This is a genomic window from Streptomyces sp. NPDC058052 (assembly GCF_042885515.1).
Lineage (GTDB): Bacteria > Actinomycetota > Actinomycetes > Streptomycetales > Streptomycetaceae > Streptomyces.
The window spans coordinates 144,371-163,787 of sequence record NZ_JBHVRX010000003.1 but is presented as its reverse complement, the minus strand read 5'-3'; the positions used below and the strand labels follow the sequence as shown (position 1 = coordinate 163,787).

At 73.1% G+C, this 19,417-nt stretch carries 17 protein-coding genes; 6 read left to right on the top strand and 11 right to left on the bottom strand.

Features of this window, described 5'->3' with window-relative positions; genetic code table 11:
* Positions 1-68: 68 nt before the first annotated feature.
* The 5 genes from ACFVU3_RS05485 to ACFVU3_RS05465 all read right to left on the bottom strand — a co-directional run bounded on the left by ACFVU3_RS05485 (position 69) and on the right by ACFVU3_RS05465 (position 4,406).
* Positions 69-980, bottom strand: a complete 912-nt coding sequence (locus ACFVU3_RS05485; RefSeq protein ID WP_390063895.1) for a M56 family metallopeptidase — start codon at positions 978-980, stop codon at positions 69-71.
* Positions 977-1,345, bottom strand: a complete 369-nt coding sequence (locus ACFVU3_RS05480) for a BlaI/MecI/CopY family transcriptional regulator (protein WP_390063893.1) — start codon at positions 1,343-1,345, stop codon at positions 977-979. Before ACFVU3_RS05480 ends, ACFVU3_RS05485 begins: the two co-directional genes overlap by 4 nt.
* 148 nt (positions 1,346-1,493) lie before the next feature.
* A complete protein-coding gene (locus tag ACFVU3_RS05475) occupies positions 1,494-1,712 on the bottom strand; it encodes a heavy-metal-associated domain-containing protein (protein WP_390063892.1) in 219 nt (72 codons plus the stop codon).
* Between the two features lie 145 nt (positions 1,713-1,857).
* Positions 1,858-2,736 (bottom strand): acetylxylan esterase, encoded by an 879-nt coding sequence (locus ACFVU3_RS05470; protein ID WP_390063891.1) that lies wholly within the window; start codon positions 2,734-2,736, stop codon positions 1,858-1,860.
* A gap of 218 nt (positions 2,737-2,954) precedes the next feature.
* A complete protein-coding gene (locus ACFVU3_RS05465; protein WP_390063890.1) occupies positions 2,955-4,406 on the bottom strand; it encodes a cytosine permease in 1,452 nt (483 codons plus the stop codon).
* Positions 4,407-4,983: 577 nt separating this feature from the next.
* Between ACFVU3_RS05465 and ACFVU3_RS05460 the strand changes: the two genes are divergently transcribed.
* From ACFVU3_RS05460 to ACFVU3_RS05450, 3 genes are read left to right on the top strand one after another with little or no spacing between them, the layout of a single operon-like run.
* Positions 4,984-6,393: a family 2B encapsulin nanocompartment shell protein gene (locus tag ACFVU3_RS05460; RefSeq protein ID WP_390063888.1), complete on the top strand. Its 1,410-nt coding sequence runs from the start codon at positions 4,984-4,986 to the stop codon at positions 6,391-6,393.
* Positions 6,394-6,449: 56 nt separating this feature from the next.
* Positions 6,450-7,709 (top strand): family 2 encapsulin nanocompartment cargo protein terpene cyclase, encoded by a 1,260-nt coding sequence (locus ACFVU3_RS05455; RefSeq protein ID WP_390063887.1) that lies wholly within the window; start codon positions 6,450-6,452, stop codon positions 7,707-7,709.
* A gap of 29 nt (positions 7,710-7,738) precedes the next feature.
* On the top strand, positions 7,739-8,617 hold the full coding sequence (locus tag ACFVU3_RS05450) for a geranyl diphosphate 2-C-methyltransferase (RefSeq protein WP_390063885.1): 879 nt from the start codon (positions 7,739-7,741) through the stop codon (positions 8,615-8,617).
* A 55-nt stretch (positions 8,618-8,672) separates the two neighbouring features.
* Here ACFVU3_RS05450 and ACFVU3_RS05445 read toward each other — a convergent pair whose 3' ends face one another.
* The gene (locus tag ACFVU3_RS05445; protein WP_390063883.1) at positions 8,673-9,515 is read right to left on the bottom strand and encodes a glycerophosphodiester phosphodiesterase family protein; all 843 of its coding nucleotides are present in this window, start codon (positions 9,513-9,515) and stop codon (positions 8,673-8,675) included.
* A 157-nt stretch (positions 9,516-9,672) separates the two neighbouring features.
* On the opposite strand from ACFVU3_RS05445, the gene ACFVU3_RS05440 reads away from it, so the two are divergent.
* Both ACFVU3_RS05440 and ACFVU3_RS05435 read left to right on the top strand, forming a co-directional pair.
* Positions 9,673-10,401 (top strand): IclR family transcriptional regulator, encoded by a 729-nt coding sequence (locus ACFVU3_RS05440; protein WP_390063882.1) that lies wholly within the window; start codon positions 9,673-9,675, stop codon positions 10,399-10,401.
* A 150-nt stretch (positions 10,402-10,551) separates the two neighbouring features.
* Positions 10,552-11,022, top strand: coding sequence for a hypothetical protein (locus ACFVU3_RS05435; RefSeq protein WP_390063880.1), 471 nt, complete (start codon positions 10,552-10,554; stop codon positions 11,020-11,022).
* A gap of 65 nt (positions 11,023-11,087) precedes the next feature.
* Here ACFVU3_RS05435 and ACFVU3_RS05430 read toward each other — a convergent pair whose 3' ends face one another.
* The 4 genes from ACFVU3_RS05430 to ACFVU3_RS05415 all read right to left on the bottom strand — a co-directional run bounded on the left by ACFVU3_RS05430 (position 11,088) and on the right by ACFVU3_RS05415 (position 15,996).
* Positions 11,088-12,530, bottom strand: a complete 1,443-nt coding sequence (locus tag ACFVU3_RS05430; protein WP_390063878.1) for a GH1 family beta-glucosidase — start codon at positions 12,528-12,530, stop codon at positions 11,088-11,090.
* A 109-nt stretch (positions 12,531-12,639) separates the two neighbouring features.
* On the bottom strand, positions 12,640-13,554 hold the full coding sequence (locus tag ACFVU3_RS05425; protein WP_390063877.1) for a carbohydrate ABC transporter permease: 915 nt from the start codon (positions 13,552-13,554) through the stop codon (positions 12,640-12,642).
* Between the two features lie 2 nt (positions 13,555-13,556).
* Entirely contained in the window at positions 13,557-14,567 is a 1,011-nt protein-coding gene (locus ACFVU3_RS05420) for a carbohydrate ABC transporter permease (RefSeq protein ID WP_390063876.1), read from the bottom strand.
* Positions 14,568-14,658: 91 nt separating this feature from the next.
* Positions 14,659-15,996: an ABC transporter substrate-binding protein gene (locus ACFVU3_RS05415; RefSeq protein ID WP_390063874.1), complete on the bottom strand. Its 1,338-nt coding sequence runs from the start codon at positions 15,994-15,996 to the stop codon at positions 14,659-14,661.
* A gap of 421 nt (positions 15,997-16,417) precedes the next feature.
* Here ACFVU3_RS05415 and ACFVU3_RS05410 point away from each other — a divergent pair, with 421 nt between their 5' ends.
* Positions 16,418-17,440, top strand: coding sequence for a LacI family DNA-binding transcriptional regulator (locus ACFVU3_RS05410; protein WP_390063873.1), 1,023 nt, complete (start codon positions 16,418-16,420; stop codon positions 17,438-17,440).
* Between the two features lie 207 nt (positions 17,441-17,647).
* On the opposite strand, the gene ACFVU3_RS05405 is transcribed toward ACFVU3_RS05410, so the two are convergent.
* Positions 17,648-19,393, bottom strand: coding sequence for a glycoside hydrolase family 6 protein (locus ACFVU3_RS05405; RefSeq protein WP_390063872.1), 1,746 nt, complete (start codon positions 19,391-19,393; stop codon positions 17,648-17,650).
* Between the last annotated feature and the right edge of the window lie 24 nt (positions 19,394-19,417).

The following is a 19,417-nucleotide window of genomic DNA, read 5'->3' as shown; positions in this document are numbered from 1 at the left end:
GGGGCGCCGGTCGCCCGGGCCGGTCCGCCGGGGCGCCGGATCCCTGCCAGGTCCGCCCCCCCAGGGCGTCAGACCCCGGGCGGGCAGGCGACCAGCAGCGGGAGGAGCGGCGCGGTGAGCACGGCCGAGGCCAGCGAGCCGCGCAGCGCCGGGTGGGGGGCCGGCCGGGGCCCCAGGATCCGCTTCATCCGCACCACCGCCGGGGACGGGCCGGCGGCGCCGAAGGCTCCCTTCGGCGGCCGGCCCGCCGCCAGTTCGTACATGGCGGTGGCGAGGACCGCGTCCGGGTGGCGGCGCAGCGCCCGGTCGTCGGCGCTCATCTCCAGGAGGAGCGCGACCTGGGCGCGGACGTGCCGGGCCAGCGGGAGACGGCGGAAGAGGGCGGCGAAGCCCTCGGCCGCCGCGAGCGGCAGGTGGTGCCGGCCGGCGACGTGCCCCCGCTCGTGCTCGACGACCGCGTCGAGCTGGCGGGGGCTCAGGAGCCGGACGGCGGCGTCGCTCACGACGACGCGGGCGCGCAGACCGGGCAGGCAGTACGCGCCCGGGACGGCGTGCGGGAGGACGGTGACCCGCAGCCGGGGGCAGCGCACCCCCACGATGTCGAGCCGGTCGCGGTGGCGGGCCCGGTGCAGTCCGGCCCGGGCGAGCCGGTGGAGCACGGCCCCGGCCCAGGCGGCGAGGACGGCGACGGGCAGGGCGACGGCGAGCCGGTCCGCCGTGCCGGGCTCCGGGTCCGCGGGGCCCGGGCCGACCCCGCAGGCGTGCAGCAGCCCGACGAGGCCGGCGTGCAGGTGCTCGGTGGGGGTGGCGAGCTGGGCGGCGGCGAGCGCGACGGCGAGGACGAAGGTGACGGTGAGGGCCAGCCAGACGGTCACGCCGAGCGCGGGCGCCCGGTGCGGCCAGGCGCTGCGCAGCAGCACGCGTGGCGCGGTGACGCCGACGAGAGCGGCGTAGCCGAGCAGGGCGGGGGCGGCGTTCATCCCTCGGTCCGCCGCTCGGCGTCGCGGAGCGCGGTGCGGAGCGCGTCGAGTTCCTCGGCGTCGAGGTTCTCGACGAAGCGGGCGAGGGCGGCCGTGCGGTCCTCGCTGGCGCCGAGGCCGTCCTCCATGAGGGCGGCGGCGTACGCCTCGCGGGTGGCCGAGGCGCGGTAGAGCCAGACCCGGCCCTCGCGGGTGCGGGTGAGGTGGCCCTTGTGGAAGAGGATGCCGGTCACCGTGGTGACGGTGGTGTAGGCGATGTCGCGGTGGCGGTTGATGTCGTCGACGACCTCGCGCACGGTGGCGGGGCGCTGCCACCGCCAGAAGCGGTCCATGATCTCCGCTTCCAGCTCCCCGAGCCGACGCATCCGTGCCTGTCCTCTCCGCCGTTCCCGGTCCCGCTCGCGGTCCGGGTCCCGTATCCCGCGACCGGCCTCATGGTAGTCGGGCCGGTCGCGGCGGCCGGGTGGCGGTGCGCCCGGGCTCGGGGGGTTCGGGCCCGGCCGCGCGGGTGGTTCAGGCGCGGCCGAGGTAGTCGTAGCCGGCGTCCTCGACGGTCTCCGCGACCACGGTGTCGTCGAGCGGGGCGGAGCTGTGGACGGTGACGCGCCCGGTGGAGATCTCGACGTGGACGGTGTCGACCGCGTCGAGGTCCCGGAGTGCGCCGCTCACGATCGCCTTGCAGTGGCCGCTGTTGACGCCGGCGACCTGGTAGGTGGTGGAGTGCGCGGACATGGGAACCTCCGTGTCGATTCTGGATCCGCGATACCCCTGGGGGGTATCGGCTCGGTTCATGTATACCCCGCCCCGCAGTGCGGGGGCAAGGGATCGCATGCCCCGATCGATACCCCTCAGGGGTATGGCCACCTGGGGTGTCGGTTCAACTCCCGCCCGGGCCCGGGATCGACTGCGCCCGTGCGTTGCGGTCCCACCCGGACCACAGCTCGTCGTCCCCGCAGTAGCCGCAGCCGGGGCCGAAGAAGACGCCGCGCGCGTTCTCGTCGCCCATCAGCCAGAACCGCAGCCACGCGGTCGTCGGGGCGCGGAAGTCGCCGCCGTCGCCGATGGACGACAGGTGACCGGCGCCGCGCACCTCCCCGTACACGGCCGGCAGATGGTCCGAGTCGCGGTACAGCGCCTTCACCAGCGCCGGCCACACCGTCAGATCGCGCTGCCCGGCGAGGTAGAAGAGCGGCACGTCGGTGAGGTCCGGGTCGGTCAGCGGCCCCGGCTGGATCGGCACGGCCGTGTCCACGCGCGCGTCGACCGCCGCGTTCACCGCCGCCGCACCGCCCTGCGAGTGCCCCGCCGAGCCGATGTGCTCCAGGTCCACCTTGCCGAAGTACTCGCTGCCCGGGTCGGCGTTCCGCCGCTCCAGCACGTCGATCCCGGCCCGCATGCTGATCGCGAAGTTGGAGGTGGGGGTGTTGGCGGCGGCGACGATGAAGCCGTGGCTCGCCCAGTGCCGCAGCAGCGAGCTGTAGATCCCGGGCACGGCGCCCGTGCCGTTCCCCCAGATCACCACCGGGTGCCGCTCGCCGGACGGGCCCATCGTCCGCGGGTGGTAGAAGGTGTGCACCGCCTCGATGTCCACGTCCACCTCGTACGGGCCCGGCGCGCCCCAGGCGGTGCCCACCGACGGGATCCCGCCGGCCGCCGCCGGGCCGGTCTCCGCGGTGGCGGCCGGTGTGGTGCCGAGCGCCAGCAGCACGGCGAGCAGCAGGCCGCCCCACAGGCGGCGCCTCGTTCTCCCTGGCATGGGAACTCCTCTGCGGTTCCGTACGGTCGCGCGTCCTCGCGACCGTGACCAGGGACATCGTGGAGCGGCCCGGACCGTATGTCTGTGCGCGCGGGCCCAGTCCTGCGCCGGCCGGCCTGTGCACCTGCCCATTCCGGCCGGGCCCGGCCGGGGTCGGCCGAGTCGCCGGTCCCGGCCGGTTCGGCCCGGTCGGCCCGCCCCGCCAGGACCGGCCCGGGTCAGTCGCCCGCCGGGGCGGCCGTCCGCGCCCGCAGGCTCAGCAGCGCGTACAGCGCGCCGGCCGCGACCAGCCCCACGAACCACCCGAAGTCGTCGAGCGGCGCGAGGAACGGCAGCAGCGGACCGTCCGTCCCGGCCCCCTCCGAGGAACCGCCCACCGCCAGCACCCCGCCCACCAGGAACGCGACGACGGCCCGCCAGTTCCAGCCGCCCGCGTACCAGTACGGCCCCCCGGCCCGGTACAGCTCGGCCGGCCGCAGCCGGGTCCGGCGCACGATCCAGTACTCCACGACCAGGATCCCGGAGACCGTGCCGAAGAAGCCCTCGGCCAGGTTCGCCCAGGCCAGCACCTGGTAGTCGCTGCTGCTCCGCGCCCACCACGCCACCGCCGTGCCGGCCAGCGCCGCCAGCACCGCCGCGCCCCGGAAGCCGATCAGCGACGGCGCGGTGCTCGACAGGTCGTAGCCCGCCGACACCAGGTTGAGACCGAGGTTGCCGCAGAGCGTCGCGACGACCAGCATCGTCGCGGCGACGAGGCTGCCGCCGGGCATGCCGTCCAGAGCGTGCAGGGTGAGCGAACCGGCGTACCCGTCCTTCCCGTACGAGGACAGCGACATCAGCGCCATCGTGTAGAGCACGGTCCCCGTCATCAGGAGCGGCAGCAGCAGCCCCACGCCCAGCCGCGTCCCGGAACCCTCCGGGCGCCGCCCGCGCGAGCCGAGGTGCACCAGGTCCGGCACGGTCAGGCCGACCGCGGCGAACAGGGCGGTCGCGGAGGCCAGGGCCGGGGCCGCCGCCAGCCAGAAGTCCGCCCCCCAGCCGATCGGCCGGACCGGCTCGGGCAGCAGCGGTCCCTCTCCATGCGCCGACGCCCAGAGGAACGCCACCACGAGCCCCGCGATCAGCACCGGCGCGGCGAGGTCCGCGAACCGGCGCAGCCCGTTCGGCCCCTTCGAGACGATCCACAGCTGAAGCCCGAGGAACACCAGATACGTGGGGCTGAGGACGTCGCCGTAGCCGGCGCCCAGGTCCCCGGTGAGCAGCTGGATGCCCTGGACGCCGAGGTCGGCCTGGAAGCCGAAGAAGACGCACGCCGAGACGAACCGCAGCAGCGCCGGCAGGGCCGCGCCCCGGACGCCGAAGGCGCTGCGCGCGAAGACCGCGAACGGCACCCCGTACCGGTCCCCGGCGTGTTCCACCAGGAACGACGGCAGCAGGACGACGAGCTGGGCGATCCCGCAGATGAGCAGGGTCTGCGGCCAGGTGAACCGGTCCTGGCCCGGCATCCCGGAGAGCATCAGGTAGGCGAGGCTCCAGGACACGCAGATCCAGAGGGCCGCGAAGTCCCACCAGCGCCAGCGGAACGCGCCGCTCCCGTGGGGGAGCAGGTCCGCGTTGGCGTACCGCCGGTCCGGCGCCTCCTCCGCGTACGGGGAGGGGGCCCCGCTCACCGCGCGCCCCGCCCCGAGCCGGTGCCGCCCCGCGCGCGGGCATGCCGCTTCCGCATCCGTACCCCCCGTACCCCCGTGGGCCACCATGGCCCAGCGGGCAGCATCGTCCCATGAACTCCCTTATCGAGAAGGGGAGTTAAGGGCAGATGGAGAAGGCGTGCGCCGGGCTCCGGGAGAGGTCCGGGTACCCGGGCGGGGCTGTGTTGACGCCGTCGGTTGACTTGTGTGACGGCAGGGGCGGGTTGTCAAGCAGGGGCCGCCGTGAACGACGTGGCCGGAATGCGTGCCGTCCGATCGGGGTGCCGGCCCGGCCCGCGACCCCCACCGGCCCGCATGCCTCCCGCCCCCTCGAACCCATGGCGGAAAGCCGACGGACCAGTCGGTAAACCAAGGGTGAAACAAGATCACCGCATCGAGGTAATGCCCCTCGTCTCTCCGGGCGGGGCGTGCTGACGGGCCGTTACTGTTCCCCCGGTCTGGACGGATGGCCAGACGACCTCCCTCCATTCCCCCTCCTCGACGGGTCCGGCGTGTCGCCGTGCCCGGTCACCACCCTCGCTAAGGAGACCCCGGTCCGATGACCGTCGACACCAGCCCGGAAGCCCAGGCGGCACCCCCGCAGCAGTCCCTCAGCACCCACGCCGCGCGGAACCTCGCCTCCACCACCAAGTCCGCCCCGCAGATGCAGGAGATCACCTCCCGCTGGCTGCTGCGGACGCTCCCCTGGGTGGAGACCAAGGGCGGCGCCTACCGGGTCAACCGCCGGCTCAGCTACACCGTCGGCGACGGCCGGGTGGAGTTCGTCCAGGACGGCGCCACCGTCCGCGTGATCCCCCGCGAGCTCGGCGAACTCGCCCTGCTGCGCGGCTTCGACGACGTCGACGTGCTGACCGCGCTCGCCGACCGCTGCGTCCAGCGCGACTTCTCCGCCGGCGACATCATCGTCGCCCGCGGCAACGCCGCCGGCGAGATCCACCTCCTCGCCCACGGCCGCATCAGCCAGACCTCCGACGGCCCCTACGGCGACGACATCGCCGTCGCCGTGCTCGGCGACGGCGACCGCTTCGGCGAGAACGCGCTCCTCGACGCCGACGCCACGTGGGACTACACGGCCACCGCCGAGACCGCCGGCACCCTCCTCACCCTCTCCCGCGCCGACTTCGCCTCGGTGATGGCGAACTCCCCGGCGCTCCAGGCCCACATCGAGGCGTTCAGCACCCTCCCCGACCAGCGCCAGAACAAGCACGGCGAAGCCGAGATCGCCATGTCCGCCGGCCACATCGGCGAGGCCGTCCTCCCCGGCGCCTTCGTGGACTACGAGCTCAAGCCGCGCGAGTACGAGCTCTCCGTCGCGCAGACCGTCCTCAAGGTCCACACCCGCGTCGCCGACCTCTACAACGGCCCGCACAACCAGACGGAGGAGCAGCTCCGCCTGACCATCGAGGCCCTGCGCGAGCGCCAGGAGCACGAGCTCGTCAACAACCGCGAGTTCGGCCTCCTGCACAACGCCGACTTCAAGCAGCGCATCCAGACCCACTCCGGCCCGCCCACCCCGGACGACATGGACGAGCTGCTCAGCCGCCGCCGGGGCACCAAGCTCTTCCTCGCCCACCCGCGCACCATCGCCGCCATCGGACGCGAGTTCAACGCCCGCGGCCTCTACCCGGACCACGTCGACCTCGGCGGCCAGTCCGTCCCGGCCTGGCGCGGCGTCCCGATCCTCCCCTGTAACAAGATCCCGATCACCAAGGAGCAGACCAGCTCCATCATCGCCATGCGTACCGGCGAGGAGAACCAGGGCGTCATCGGCCTCCGCCAGACCGGCATCCCGGAGGAGTACGAGCCCGGCCTCTCGGTCCGCTTCATGGGCATCAGCGAGCAGGCGATCATGTCGTACCTCGTCACCACCTACTACTCCGCCGCCGTCCTCGTCCCCGACGCCCTCGGCGTGATGGAGAACGTGCAGATCGCCCGCCGCCGCGACTGACGGCCCCGTCCGTCCCGGATCCGGGACGGACCCCCCACCCAGCAAGGAGCTGACGGATGCCCGACCCCGGGCTCTCCCCCCTGCCGGCGCACCTGCCCGCGGCGGCGGCCCGCCTCGGGGCCGACGTCCTCGACCGGGCCCTCGCCGGTCCGGCCGCCGAGGCGCCCGCGCCGCCGGCCGCGCCCCGCTGGATCCCCGGCGGACCCAGCGGACTCGGCGCGACCAGCGTCTCGTTCGCCCGTCCGGCACCCCTCCCGGTGCCGGACACCCTCCCGGCACCGGCGGCGGAACCGCCCGCCGTCCCGGCGGGGGAGCCGGCCGACGTCCCGGCGGTGGAGGGCCGGCCGATCCCCGGCCTCTACTTCCACCCGGTCCCGGACCCCGACCCCGCCCGCGTGGACGAGGTCAGCCGCCGGATCAAGGACTGGGCCGTGGACGAGGTCCAGCTCTACCCGGACGAGTGGGAGGGCCAGTTCGACGGCTTCTCCGTCGGGCGGTACATGGTGGCCTGCCACCCCGACGCCCCGACCGTCGACCACGTGATGCTCGCCACCCGGCTCATGGTCGCGGAGAACGCCGTCGACGACTGCTACTGCGAGGACCACGGCGGCTCGCCGATCGGACTCGGCGGCCGCCTGCTCATGGCGCACACCGCGCTCGACGCCCTCCACACGACCACGGAGTACGCCCCGGCGTGGGCGGAGTCGCTCGGCTCGGACGCCCCGCGCCGCGCCTACCGCTCCGCCATGGAGTACTTCGTCCGCGCGGCCTCGCCCTCCCAGTCCGACCGCTTCCGGCACGACATGGCCCGGCTCCACATGGGCTACCTCGCCGAGGCGGCCTGGGCCGAGACCGGCCACATGCCCGAGGTGTGGGAGTACCTGGCCATGCGCCAGTTCAACAACTTCCGCCCCTGCCCCACCATCACGGACACCGTCGGCGGCTACGAACTGCCGGCGGACCTGCACGCCCGGCCGGAGACGCAGCGGGTCATCGCCCTCGCGGGCAACGCGACGACCATCGTCAACGACCTGTACTCCTACACCAAGGAGCTCGCCAGCCCCGGCGTCCACCTCAACCTGCCGGTGGTGCTCGCGGAGCGCGAGAAGCTCTCCGAGCGCGACGCCTACCTCAAGGCCGTCGAGGTCCACAACGACCTCATGCACGCCTTCGAGGCCGCGGCCGCCGAGGTGGCCGCCGCCTTCCCCGTCCCCACCGTGCTGCGCTTCCTCAAGGGCGTCGCCACCTGGGTCGACGGCAATCACTACTGGCACCAGACCAACACGTTCCGCTACAGCCTGCCCGACTTCTGGTAGACGACTTCCACCAAGAAATGGATTCCTCTGTGACCACCGAGCTGACCTCCACCGACGCGTCCGCGATCATCCCCGGCCCGGCGACGCCGTACCAGGGCGACATCGCCCGCTACTGGAACGCCGAGGCCCGGCCCGTGAACCTGCGCCTCGGTGACGTGGACGGCCTCTACCACCACCACTACGGCATCGGCGCCGTCGACCACGCCTCCCTCGGCACCCCCGAGGACAGCGCGTACGAGAAGAAGCTCATCGCCGAGCTGCACCGCCTCGAGTCCGCCCAGGCCGAGGTCCTCCTCGACCACCTCGGCACCGTCACCGCCGCCGACACCCTCGTCGACGCCGGCTGTGGCCGCGGCGGATCGAGCGTCATGGCCCACCAGCGGTTCGGCTGCAAGGTCGAGGGCGTCACCCTCTCCTCCACCCAGGCCGAGTTCGGCAACAGGCGCGCCCGCGAGCTGGGCATCGACGGCCACGTCCGCGCCCAGGTCTGCAACATGCTCGACACCCCGTTCGAGAAGGGCAGCATCACCGCCTCCTGGAACAACGAGTCCAGCATGTACGTCGACCTGGACGACCTGATGGCCGAGCACTCCCGCTTCCTCAAGGTCGGCGGCCGCTACGTCACCATCACCGGCTGCTGGAACCCCAAGTACGGCCAGCCCTCCAAGTGGGTCTCCCAGATCAACGCCCACTTCGAGTGCAACATCCACTCGCGCCGCGAGTACCTCAAGGCGATGGCCGATCACCGTCTGGTGCCCCAGGCCGTGATCGACCTGACCCCCGACACGCTGCCCTACTGGGAGCTGCGCGCCACCTCGTCGCTGGTCACCGGCATCGAGGAGGCGTTCATCGAGTCGTACAAGGACGGCTCCTTCCAGTACGTGCTGATCGCAGCCGACCGCGTCTGATCCCCTGCGCGGCCGGTCACCGGGCCGGGTCCGTCCACCGTGACGGGCCCGGCCCTCAGCCGTCCGCGGCCCGCGCCGCGTTCCACCCGGCCAGCTCCGCCGGACGGTCCGTGATCACCCCGTCCACCCCGAACCCGGCGAGCACCCGCCACCGCGCCGGGTCGTTCACCGTCCACACGTGCACGGTCACCCCCGCCGCGTGCAGCTCCGCCACCACGCCCGGCCGCGCGGACAACGCCTCGTCCGACACGTTGTACGAGGCGAGGCCCAGCTCACGGGCGACCGCGACCGGATCCGCGTCGAGCCGGTCGCGCAGCAGCGCCCGCGGAAGCTCCGGCGCCAGCTCCCGCGCGTACCGCAGCGACACCACGTCGAAGCTCTGCACCACCACCCGCTCCGTCATCCGCTGTCCGCGCACCTCCTGGACGATCCGCGCCACCTCCGCCTCGGAGTGCGGCCCCTTCACCTCCAGGAGCAGCCGGCCGCCCCGCTCCCGCAGATCGGCCAGCTGCGCGGCGAGCGTCGGGACCCGGGCGCCCGCGAAGGCCGGGGCGAACCAGGAACCCGCGTCCAGCGCGTCCAGCCGTGCCGAGGAGAGCGCGCGCACCTGACCCGTCCCGTCGGTCGTCCGGTCCACGGTCGCGTCGTGCATCACGTACGGCACCCCGTCCCGGCTCGGCCGGACGTCGTTCTCGATCCACTCCGCTCCGCTCCGGCGTGCCACCTCGCCCGCGGCCAGCGTGTTCTCGGGCGCCGCCGCCGAGGCGCCCCGGTGGGCGATCACCGTCAGTGCGCCGGCGGGGGCCGCGGCGGGGGCCGGCGCGGGAGCGGCCACGAGGAGGAGGCACAGGGCGGCACCGGCGAGCGCGGCGCGGCGGCGGAGTCGTACGGGAGTCACGGCGGGGGAGCCTACCGTGGCCCCGGCGGCCGGGCCGCGACGCACCGGCGCCGAACCCTTAGGTGATTCGTCCGGGTCTGCGGCATCGTGGACGGGCGCCCGCAGCCGTGCCATCGGGGGACACCGGCCGGGCGGGGAGACAGGGGGAGAACGACCCATGGACCAGGGGACCAGTCCGAGACCCGACGGCCAGGAGCGGACCGCGTCCGCGGACCGGCCGGGGCGCGGCCGGGGCGTGCTCGAAGGGGCCTTCGCCCTGCTCGACGCGCTGCGCCGGTGCGGCGACGAGGCCGGCGTCACCGAACTCGCCCTCGCCTGCGGGGTGCCCAAGGGCAGCGCCCACCGGTTGCTCGACCAGCTCGTCGCCGTCGGCGCGGTCGAACGGCGCGGCAACCGCTACCGCGTCGGACCGGAGCTCTACCGGCTCGGCCAGGCGTGGGAGCCGCACCCGGGGCTGCGGATCGCCGCCCGCCTGCCGGTGCAGCGGCTGCGCGCCGCGACCGGCGCCAGCGTCGTCCTCGCGGTGCTCCGTGAGGACCAGGCCATCGTCGTCGCCTCGGCCCCGGGCGAGCTGGAGCCGCTGGTGCCGGTGCGCGACGGCACCGCGTTCCGGCTCGACACCGCCGCGGGCTTCGCCCTGCGCGGCCCGCTGCGGGGCGGGCCCGTCCTCGACCGCGAGGACGTGATGGACGGCGTGTGCTGCGCCGCCTTCCCCGTCCGGGGCCGGGACGGGCGGACCGTCGCCGCGCTCGCCGCGATGGTGCCGGCCGGGCGGCGGCTCGACGCGCTCGCCGACTCCGTCGCCGACGCCGGGGCCGCGCTCGGCCGCGCCCTGGCCCGCGGCGTACCGCACCGCGCGATCCCGTCCGCCGCGCTCGCCCCCTGACCACCGCGCTCCCCAACCCGCCCCGGAACGGGTTCCGTTGAGCGGAACGCGCGTAGAACGGGGCGGGGGAGGGGCGGCAGAGTGAGGGACGTGCCGGGGGAACGGCACGGAAGAACCAGGACGTACGCACACCTTCGGGGGAGACACACCATGCGCGAGAACCGCGTCGCACGCATCGCCGCCACCGCCCTCCTCGGGCTCGGCAGCCTCGCCGCCTTCGCCGGCACCGCCCACGCCGAGCCGATCGACTACGTACGCATCGAACTCGTCGAGCTGCACTGCCAGAAGAACAGCGAGGGCGACCACGACGAGGCGTACCTCAAGATCACCGACGCCAACGGCAACGCCGTCAAGGTCTGGCCGGGCAACGGCATCGGCTACCAGACGATGGGCTCCGGCTACGTCCGCTCCATGGCGGACGGCAACGGCAACGCCGCGCTCATCCTCGGCAAGGAGCAGGCCCGCACCCTGACCCTCTGGGACAAGGACACCTTCGGCGGCGACGACAAGCTCGGCGCCACGCTCGTCACCGGCAGCGAGGCCGGCGCCGAGACCCAGTGGCGCAGCGTCGAGGGCTCCGGCGGCGTCTATGTCATCGGCTACCGCGTCGTCGACATCTGATCGAGCCTCAAGAACACCTGAGGGCCGTGCCGGTGACCCGGCACGGCCCTTCGTCACGCCGCCGCTCAGACCGCGTCGGGCGCGTTCAGCCCGCCCGAGCGGGCCACGCCCGCGTACCAGCGGGCGCTCGTCTTCGGGGTGCGCTCCAGGGTGTCGTAGTCGACGTGGACCATGCCGAACCGCTTCGCGTAGCCGTACGCCCACTCGAAGTTGTCGAGCAGCGACCACAGGAAGTAGCCGCGGACGTCGACGCCGTCGGCCATCGCCCGGTGCACCGCCTCCAGGTGCGCGTGCACATAGGCGGTGCGCTCGGGGTCGTGGACCCCGCCGTCCTCGCCGACCACGTCCTCGTACGCGGCGCCGTTCTCGCTGATCACCAGCGGCAGGTCCGGGTACGCCTCGGCGGTCCGGCGCAGCAGGTCGTACATGCCGGTCGGGTCGACCGGCCAGCCCATCGCCGTCCGCTCGCCCGGCGCCCGGTGGAAGGCGACCCGGTCGGCGCCCGGCCAGGGCGAGTGGGCGCTGTCGCCGTGCCCGTCGTCCTGCGGCTTCTCCTCGCCGTCGGCGACGTGCGCCACCAGGGTGGGCGCGTAGTAGTTGATGGCGAGGAAGTCGAGCGGCTGGTTCGCCGCCGCCGCGTCGCCGTCCTGGACGAAGGACCAGTCGGTGAGGTGCCGGGTGTCGGCGATCAGGTCCGCCGGGTAGGCGCCCTCCAGCATCGGGCCCAGCCAGACCCGGTTGCCGACGGCGTCGATCCGGCGGGCCGCCTCCCGGTCCTCGGCGGAGCCGCTGAGCGGCCGCACCTCGTGCAGGTTGAGCGAGACCGCGATCTGACGGTCCGTCGGCAGGGAGGCGCGCAGCGCCTGGACGGCGAGCCCGTGGCCGAGGTTGAGGTGGTGGGCGGCGCGCAGCGAGGCGACCGGGTCGGTGCGGCCGGGGGCGTGCACACCGGAGCCGTAACCGAGGAAGGCGGTGCACCAGGGCTCGTTGAGCGTCGTCCACCGCTTGACGCGGTCGCCGACGGCGTCGGCGACGATCCCCGCGTACTCGGCGAACCGCTCGGCCGTGGCGCGCTCGGGCCAGCCGCCCGCGTCCTCCAGCTCCTGGGGCAGGTCCCAGTGGTAGAGGGTGAGCGCGGGCTCGATGCCGGCGGCGAGGAGCTCGTCCACGAGGGACCGGTAGAAGTCCAGGCCCTTCTGGACGGCGGGGCCCCGGCCGGTGGGCTGGACGCGGGACCAGGAGACGGAGAACCGGTAGGCGTTCAGGCCGAGTTCGGCCATGAGGGCGACGTCCTCGCGGAACCGGTGGTAGTGGTCGACGGCCACGTCGCCGGTGTGGCCCTCGAAGACCTTGCCGGGGGTGTGCGAGAAGGTGTCCCAGATGGAGGGGGTGCGGCCGTCCTCGCGGGCCGCCCCCTCGATCTGATAGGCGGCGGTGGCCGCGCCCCAGAGGAAGTCGGAGGGGAACTGGCGGACGGCGGTGAGCGGCCGGGTTTCGGACGCGGTCATAGGAGAGCGCTCCCAACGCAGGGTACGGGGCGGCCCGTCCGGGTCCGGCGACTGCGGCGGACCCGGACGGAGCCGAGAGGGATGCGGTACGGAGGAGGGGCGGGGCCGGTCAGCTCTTGACCGCGCCGGCGGTGATACCGCCCACGATGTGCTTGCCCAGGAAGGCGAAGACCAGCAGCAGCGGCACGGTCGATATCAGCGCGCCGGTCAGCACGATCGCGTGGTCGACGGTGTGGTTGCCCGCGCCGAGGCCGGCCAGCGCGACCTGGAGGGTCGGGTTGCCGTCCGGGGTGAGCGCGATGAACGGCCAGAAGAAGTCGTTCCACGCCTGGACGAAGACGAGCATGCCGAGCACGGCCATGGCCGGGCGGGCCACCGGGAAGACCACGTGCCAGATGATCCGCAGGCTGTGCGCCCCGTCCATCCGGGCCGCCTCGACGAGCTCCACGGGCAGTGCCTCGACCAGGAACTGGCGCATGAAGAAGACGCCGAAGGCCGCGACGAGCGAGGGCAGGACGACCGACTGGAGCTGGTCGAACCAGCCGAGGTCGGTGATGATCTGGTAGAGCGGGATGACGCTGAGCTGCGGCGGGATCGTCATCGTGGCGACCACGAGCGAGAGCAGCATGCCGCGGCCCTTGAAGGGCAGTTTGGCGAAGGCGAATCCGGCGAGGGTGGAGAAGAGGACGGTGGACGCGGCCACCAGGCCCGCCACCACGGTCGTGTTGATCAGCGCCGCGCCCATGTCGACCTGGTCCCAGGCGAAGCTGAGGTTGTCGAGGAGGCGGGAGCCGGGCAGCAGCGGGGCCGGGGCCTGGACCACGCGGTCGCCGGTGTGCGAGGCGGCGACCACGTTCCAGTACAGGGGGAAGAGCGAGACCACCGTGGCGACGATCAGCAGGACGTAGGTGAGCGGTCCCGCGTGGTGCTGCCGGCCCGCCGTCTGGCGGAAGCGGCGGCGCGCCGGGCGTTCCCCGGCCGTCTTGGGCTCGACGGGCGCGGAGGTGTCGAGGGTGCGGGCCATGGTCAGTCCCCCAGCTTCTTGCGGTTGCGGCGGGAGACGAGCGCCTGGATGCCTCCGACGAGCAGCAGGAGCGCCAGCATGACCCAGGCGATCGCCGAGGCGGAGCCCAGCGCGCCGGTGATCCAGCCCTTTTCGTACATGAGGAGACTCAGCGTCTGGAACTGGTGGCCGCTGCCGCCGCTGATGCCGACGCTGCCGCCGAAGAGCATCGGCTCGCCGAAGAGCTGGGTGGCGCCGATGGTCGAGACGATGATCGTGAAGAAGATCGTCGGCCGGATGGAGGGGATGGTGACGCTGATGAACTGGCGCCAGCGGGACGCGCCGTCCAGCGAGGCGGCCTCGTAGAGGTCCTGCGGCACGGCCTGCATGGCGGCGAGGTAGATCAGCGCGTTGTACCCGGTCCAGCGCCAGGTGACGATGACGGAGATCGCGATCTGCGCCGGCCACTTGGAGTTCTTCCAGTCGACCGGCCCGATCCCGGCCCAGTCCAGGACGCTGTTGATCATCCCGTAGTCGGTGTTGAAGAGCTGGGCGAAGACCAGGGTCGCCGCCGCGATCGAGGTGGCGTACGGGGCGAGGACGGCGACCCGGAAGAAGCCGCGGCCGCGGAGCTTGTAGTTCAGCAGATGGGCGAGGCCGAGGGCCATCAGCAGCTGCGGGACGGTGGAGATGACGCCGATGGTGAAGGTGTTGAGGAGCGCGTTCCAGAAGAACTCGCTGGTGGCGAGGTCGGTGTAGTTCTCCAGGCCCTTCCACTCGGCGGTTCCGCCGAGCTCGACCCGGTTGAGCGACAGCCAGCCCGTGTAGATCAGCGGGAAGAGGCCGAAGGCGGCGAAGGTGAGGAAGAAGGGGGTGATGAAGACGTACGGGATCGCCTTGACGTCCCAGCGGTACAGAGTGCTGCGCCAGCCGCCCGGGCCGGAGCGGCGGCGCCGGCCGCGCGGGGCGGGCGGGGAGGGCGGTGCGGCGGGCGGCGGGGTGCCGTCCTGCGTCGCCCGTACGGAGGTGGCCACGGGTGGCGTCCTTCCAGGTCGATGCGTGCGGTGGTGCGGACGGTGCCGGCCCGCCGCCGGCAGGTGGCGGCGGGCCGGCACGCGGTCCCCGCTACTGCTGGATCTTGTCGTCGACCAGCTTCTTGACGTTCTCCCATGCCTTGGCCGGGTCGGTGCCGCGCTGCTCGATGTCGAGGATGCCGTTGTCGGTGAGGAAGGTCTTCACCTGGCCGTCGTAGCGGCTGATGACGGCGGGGGTGATGCCGGCCGCCGCCGAGGAGAAGATCTTGCCGACCGGGGTGTCGCCGAAGTAGGGCAGCTTGGCGTTCTGCACGGCGGGGGAGAGGAGCGTGTCCTTGGAGGACGGGATGTTGCCGTTCACCGCGAAGACCTTGGCGTGCTGCTCGGGAGCGGTCAGCCAGGCCGCGAGCTCGGCGGCCTCCTTCGGGTGCTTGCTCGCCTTGGGCACGCCGAGGAAGGCGCCGCCCCAGTTGCCGGCGACGGGGGGCGCGGCGATGTCCCACTTGCCCTGGTTGGCGGGACCGGCCTGGTCCTTGATGATGCCGGTCATCCAGGACGGGCAGGCGACGGTGGCGAACTTCGAGTTCTTGAAGGCCGCGTTCCAGGTGCCCGCCTCGTCGAACTGCCGCAGCTTGGCGGTGAGTCCGCCCTCGGCGGCCTTGACGCCGAGCTCCCACGCCTTCTTCACGCCGGGGCTGTTCTCCCAGTCGAGCTTCCCGCTGGAGTCGGCGTACTGGACGGGGTCGCTGGAGAGCACCGCGTTGAACAGGCCGCTCGCGGAGTCGTGGAAGGAGGTGCCGGCGGGGGCCTTCTTCTTGTACGTCTCGCCGACCGTGAGGAACTTCGACCAGTCGCCGCTCCACAGGTTGGCGACCTCGTCGCGCTCGGTGGGCAGCCCGGCCTTGGCGAAGAGGTCCTTGTTGTAGCAGACCGCCATGGGGCCGATGTCGGTGCCGAGGCCGATGACCTTGCCGTCGGCGGTGGTGGCCTGCTTGACCTTCCAGTCGAGGAACTTGGAGGTGTCGGCGCCGCCCTCCTTGACGACGTCCAGCCACTTGGCGGCCATGGTCGGGCCGGTCGCCTCGGCGATGTAGCCGACCTCGATGGCCTGGATGTCGGCGACGCCGCTGTTCTGGGAGAGGCGCAGCTTCAGGGTGTCCCAGTACTTCTGACCGTCGGAGACGTTCGACTCCTCGATCTTGATGTTCGGGTGGAGCCGCTCGTACTCGGCGTAGAGCTTCGCGCCGGTCTTGTTGTCGTAGCCGAACGAACCGAAGGTGCCGACGCGCAGGGTGATCTTGCCGCCGTCCTTCCCCGCCTCGTCGTCCTTGTCGCTTCCGCAACCGGTGAGCAGGACCGTGCCGGTCACCACTGCGGCGACCGCCGCGGCGGCCGTGCGGCGTCCGCGTCTGCTGCTGGAAGTGCGCATTCCACTCTCCTCGTCCAAGGTGGTGCTCGTTGTGCGCCAAGAGGTCCGGCCGGCTGCTCGCGGCTCGGCGGGCCCTGCCGGGACCTGATGCAGGCTGTCTCGCGCCCTGATGGGAGCGCTCCCACGTCGTTGCCGGAAGGTTGCCGCCGGGGGGGTGGGGGTGTCAAGACATGAACGCGGATTCGTTACCGGAAGGTGTTCGGCGGGTTTCGGGCCGCCGGGGCCCGGGTCTTCACGTCATCTCCTGAACGCACGCGTGGCGCGGCGGGAGCGCGGTGCTCTAGGGTGGGAGCGCTCCCATCCCGGTGTGGCCCCTCACGGGCACCTTCCTCCGGCACGGCCGCTCCGCTGCGTCGGAGGGCCCGCCCCCGCCGCGGCCCTGGTGAGCGGCACGAGGTCCGACGAGGGGAGTACGGCGACGGTGAACGGACGGCAGAACAGCAGACCCACCCTGGAGCAGGTCGCGGCCCGCGCCGGGGTCGGCCGGGGCACCGTCTCACGGGTCATCAACGGCTCCCCGCGCGTGAGCGAACAGACCCGCGCCGCCGTGGCCCGGGCGGTCGCCGAACTCGGCTACGTACCGAACCAGGCCGCCCGCGCGCTCGCGGGCAGCCGCACGGACGCCGTCGCCCTCGTCATCCCCGAGGCCGAGGCGAGGCTCTTCGCCGAGCCCTACTTCCTCGACCTGATCCGCGGCGTCAGCGCCGAACTGGCCGAGGCCGACAAGCAGCTCCTCCTGACCCTGGTCCGCAGCGAGCAGGAGCGCCAGCGCTTCGAGCAGTACCTCGCCGCCCAGCGCGTCGACGGCGTCCTCCTCGCCTCCGTCCACGGCGACGACCCGCTCCCCGACCGCGTCCGCGAGCTCGGCATCCCGGTCGTCATGAACGGCCGCCGCTCCGAGGCCGAATCCGTCCCGTACGTCGACTCCGACAACATCGGCGCCGGCCGCGCCGCCGTCGCCCACCTGGTCGGCCGCGGCAGGGAACGCATCGCCACCGTCACCGGGCCCCTGGACATGTACGTGGCCCGCGCCCGGCTCGGCGGCTACCGCGCGGGCCTCGCCGAGGCCGGCCACGCCCCGGACGAGGGCCTGGTCGCCGCGGGCGACTTCACCGAGGACGGCGGGCGCGCGGCGATGCGCGGCCTCCTCGAACGCCGCCCGGACCTGGACGCCGTCTTCGCCGCCTCCGACGTGATGGCGGCCGGGGCCCGCGCGGCCCTTCGCGAGGCCGGCCGCCGCGTCCCCGAGGACGTCGCCCTCGTCGGCGTCGACGACTCCCCGGTGGCCCGCCTCATGGACCCGCCCCTCACCAGCGTCCGCCAGCCCATCGAGGAGATGGGCCGCACCATGGCCCGCATGCTCCTCGACGACGTCGCCGGCACCCTGGAACCCGTCCCGAAGCGCGTCCTGCCGACGGAGCTGGTGGTGCGGGGATCCTGCTGAGGCGGCCCCGCCGGGGCGGCCCGCGGGTGCGCCCGGCCGCCGTGCCGGCGGCGGGGCCTGGCGCCCGGGAGGGACGGGGGGAACGGACGCAGCCGGACGGGTCCTCGCGGACTCGTCCGGCTGCGTCTGTGGCCGCGTCTCCGGATTCCCCGGGCCACCGGGCCCGGCCCCGCCGGGCCGGGCGCGGTGGCCGCGCCGGGGGGAGGGTCAGAGCGCCGGGTGGGCGTTCTTCAGGAGCTCCTGGAACTGGGCGGAGAACCACTGGCCCGAGATGGGGGCTTCGGGGAGGGCCCCGGACATGCTGTTGCCGTTGCGGGCGTTGCCCGTGTAGGTCGGGTCGCACATGCGGTCGAAGCCCTTGCCCTCGTCGTTCGGGATCTCCTTCGAGGCGCCGTCGGACTCGCCCGGGGGCTTCATCCAGACGTAGGCGTCGATGCCGGCCGCGGGGGCCGCCTGGGGACGCTCGCCGAGGCCGGCGCCGGACTGGTTGCACCAGTTGCCGAGGTGGATGCGGCGGTCGTAGCGGCCGCCGTTCACGTAGGTGTCGACGCTGGTCAGCGCGCCCGGGCCGGCGGGCCGGGCGGTGCCGCCCCAGCCGTTGCGGGAGGTGTCGATCAGCATGCCGAGCTTGCTGTCGAAGCCGAGCGAGACCAGCTTGTCGCGCATGGCCTGGGCGTAGGACAGCTCGTCGGCGTACTGGTTCCAGTCGACCCACTTCGACGTGCGCACGGAGGTGCCGTTGACGCTGTCGGTGATCTTGAAGTTCTCCTCCTTCAGCGCGCTGTAGTTGGCGGTGTTCACGATGAAGCCGTGGACGTTGGAGACGGTCGAGCCCTCGGCGGTCGCGGCCTGCTTGAACAGCTCCGCGGAAGGGCCGAAGTTGGAGTCCCAGCCGAGCCAGCCGTGGTGGCCGGCGTCGACGTAGTTGTAGACGTTGGAGATCGCGCCCAGCTTGTTGAGGGCGTAGCCGACGCCCTTGATGTAGTTGCCGTTCGCCTTCATGACGTTGCAGTTGGCCGTCTCGGTCGGCCGGCCGGCGACGTTGGTGACCAGGTTGGGGAGGGAGTCGATCTCCACCGTCGTGACGATCCGCAGACCCGCGTACTTCGGGTCGGCGAGGATCGCCGCGATCGGGTCGATGTACTGCGTCTTGTACGCGTCGATCTCCGTCGGGCCCAGCTCGCCGTTGGAGGCGAGCGCGGCGCAGTCGCGGCCGGGCAGGTTGTAGATGACCAGCTGGACGACGAGCTCGCCGCCGCCCTTCTGGACCAGGGCCTCGTCGAGGTGGGCGCGCAGGCCCATGCCGCCGTTCACGCCGGCGATGGCCGCGGTGCGGTCCAGCCAGACGCCGGTGGGCTGGTCGGAGATCTTGGTGCCGCCGGGCTCGGCCGCGGCCTTGGCGCGCCACTCGGGGTTGACGTACACCTTGGCGCCCGCGTACGGGTTGTCCGCCTTCGTGCCGGCCGGCGGCGGGGTGGTCGGCGGCGTCGTGGGCGGGGTGGTGGGCGGCGTGGTCGGCGGGTCCGTCGGCTGGGTGGCGGTGTTGCAGGTGACGCCGTTCAGCTTGAAGGTGGCCGGGACGGCGTTGGTCCCGCTGTAGGAGCCGTTGAAGCCGAAGGAGGTCGAACCGCCGGTGGCGAGCGTGCCGTTGTAGGACAGGCTCTTCGCGGTGACGGCCGCGCCGGACTGGGTGAGGGTGGCGTTCCAGCCCTGGGTGACCTGCTGGTTGCCGCCGTAGGTCCACTCCAGGGTCCACGCGGTCACCGGGTCGCCGGTGTTGGTGACGACGACGTTGGCGCCGAAGCCGGTGTTCCACTGGTTGGTGATGCTGTAGTCGACCTTGCAGCCGGGGGTGGCTGCGCCGGCGGTGGCGCCGAAGACCGTGGCCGTGGCTCCGGTCGCGGTGACGAGGCCGAGGGCCGCCAGGAGGGCGGTACGGCTGGTGCGGCTCATGGGGGTGGGGGTTCCTTTCGGGGA

What these genes read in the sequence shown, in the direction of transcription:
- ACFVU3_RS05485 (WP_390063895.1), bottom strand. Translation starts at nt 980, where the DNA reads ATGAACGCCGCCCCCGCCCTGCTCGGCTACGCCGCTCTCGTCGGCGTC.
- ACFVU3_RS05480 (WP_390063893.1), bottom strand. Translation starts at nt 1,345, where the DNA reads ATGCGTCGGCTCGGGGAGCTGGAAGCGGAGATCATGGACCGCTTCTGG.
- ACFVU3_RS05475 (WP_390063892.1), bottom strand. Translation starts at nt 1,712, where the DNA reads ATGTCCGCGCACTCCACCACCTACCAGGTCGCCGGCGTCAACAGCGGC.
- ACFVU3_RS05470 (WP_390063891.1), bottom strand. Translation starts at nt 2,736, where the DNA reads ATGCCAGGGAGAACGAGGCGCCGCCTGTGGGGCGGCCTGCTGCTCGCC.
- ACFVU3_RS05460 (WP_390063888.1), top strand. Translation starts at nt 4,984, where the DNA reads ATGACCGTCGACACCAGCCCGGAAGCCCAGGCGGCACCCCCGCAGCAG.
- ACFVU3_RS05455 (WP_390063887.1), top strand. Translation starts at nt 6,450, where the DNA reads ATGCCCGACCCCGGGCTCTCCCCCCTGCCGGCGCACCTGCCCGCGGCG.
- ACFVU3_RS05440 (WP_390063882.1), top strand. Translation starts at nt 9,673, where the DNA reads ATGGACCAGGGGACCAGTCCGAGACCCGACGGCCAGGAGCGGACCGCG.
- ACFVU3_RS05435 (WP_390063880.1), top strand. Translation starts at nt 10,552, where the DNA reads ATGCGCGAGAACCGCGTCGCACGCATCGCCGCCACCGCCCTCCTCGGG.
- ACFVU3_RS05430 (WP_390063878.1), bottom strand. Translation starts at nt 12,530, where the DNA reads ATGACCGCGTCCGAAACCCGGCCGCTCACCGCCGTCCGCCAGTTCCCC.
- ACFVU3_RS05425 (WP_390063877.1), bottom strand. Translation starts at nt 13,554, where the DNA reads ATGGCCCGCACCCTCGACACCTCCGCGCCCGTCGAGCCCAAGACGGCC.
- ACFVU3_RS05415 (WP_390063874.1), bottom strand. Translation starts at nt 15,996, where the DNA reads ATGCGCACTTCCAGCAGCAGACGCGGACGCCGCACGGCCGCCGCGGCG.
- ACFVU3_RS05405 (WP_390063872.1), bottom strand. Translation starts at nt 19,393, where the DNA reads ATGAGCCGCACCAGCCGTACCGCCCTCCTGGCGGCCCTCGGCCTCGTC.